This is a genomic window from Arthrobacter sp. B0427-1-12, assembly GCF_059092905.1.
The window spans coordinates 1-864 of sequence record NZ_JBNHIC010000172.1; the positions used below are offsets into that span (position 1 = coordinate 1).

At 64.7% G+C, this 864-nt stretch carries 1 protein-coding gene; it reads left to right on the forward strand.

What is annotated here, in order from left to right:
* Positions 1 to 122 precede the first annotated feature (122 nt).
* Positions 123 to 752 carry an MBL fold metallo-hydrolase gene (locus AC5RWU_RS24395; protein ID WP_493986748.1) on the forward strand — a complete coding sequence of 210 codons (630 nt, stop codon included), beginning with the start codon at positions 123 to 125 and terminating at the stop codon, positions 750 to 752.
* Positions 753 to 864: the final 112 nt, after the last annotated feature.

Here is an 864-nt window from a genome sequence, read left to right on the forward strand (position 1 = left end):
TCGACCTGGACGCGTTCGTCACCGAACGCATCAGCATCGACCAGATCGAGGAAGCCTTCCACAAGATGCACGAAGGCAAGGTCCTGCGCTCCGTGGTCGAGCTGTAAGGGGGCGGAACTGTAATGACTGCTTCCATTGAGAAGGTCGTCACGTCCGGAACGTTTTCGCTCGACGGCGGCACCTGGGATGTGGACAACAATGTCTGGATCGTCGGGGATGAGTCCGAGGTCGTCGTGATCGATCCGGCCCACGACCCGGCCGCGATCGCCGAGCGGGTGGCCGGCCGGAAGGTCAAGGCCATCCTGCTCACCCACGGCCACGACGACCACATCCGCTACGCGGGCCAGTTCCGGGAACTGGTGGGCGCGCCGGTCTATTTGCACCCGGCCGACCGGATGCTCTGGGACGCCGTGTTCCCGGATGAGGCGCCGGATGCGAAGATCGCCGACGGGGACGTCTTCCAGGTCGCCGACACCGAGCTGCAGGCTATCCACACCCCCGGCCACTCGCCGGGCTCCACCGTGTTCTATGTCCCCGGGCTGGACACTGTCTTTTCCGGCGATACGCTGTTCAACGGCGGCCCCGGCGCCACCGGCCGCTCCTACAGCGACTTCGATACCATCATCGACTCCATCCGGAACCGGCTGCTGACCCTGCCGGAGGACACAACGGTGCACACCGGCCATGGGGAATCAACCACCATCGGCGCCGAAGCACCCCACCTGCAGGAATGGATCAACCGCGGCCACTAGAACCGCCGGAGTAACGAGGGAAACCGTGGATTTTGTGAGGCGGAGTGCGCCGGTTGCGGACATTGACGAGAGTGAGCTTGAGGTTCATGAGCCGAAGAGGGCCGCGGCCGGT

Bases quoted from the DNA above. Each gene is read 5' to 3' on its own strand.
- AC5RWU_RS24395 (WP_493986748.1), top strand. From the start codon at position 123: ATGACTGCTTCCATTGAGAAGGTCGTCACGTCCGGAACGTTTTCGCTC.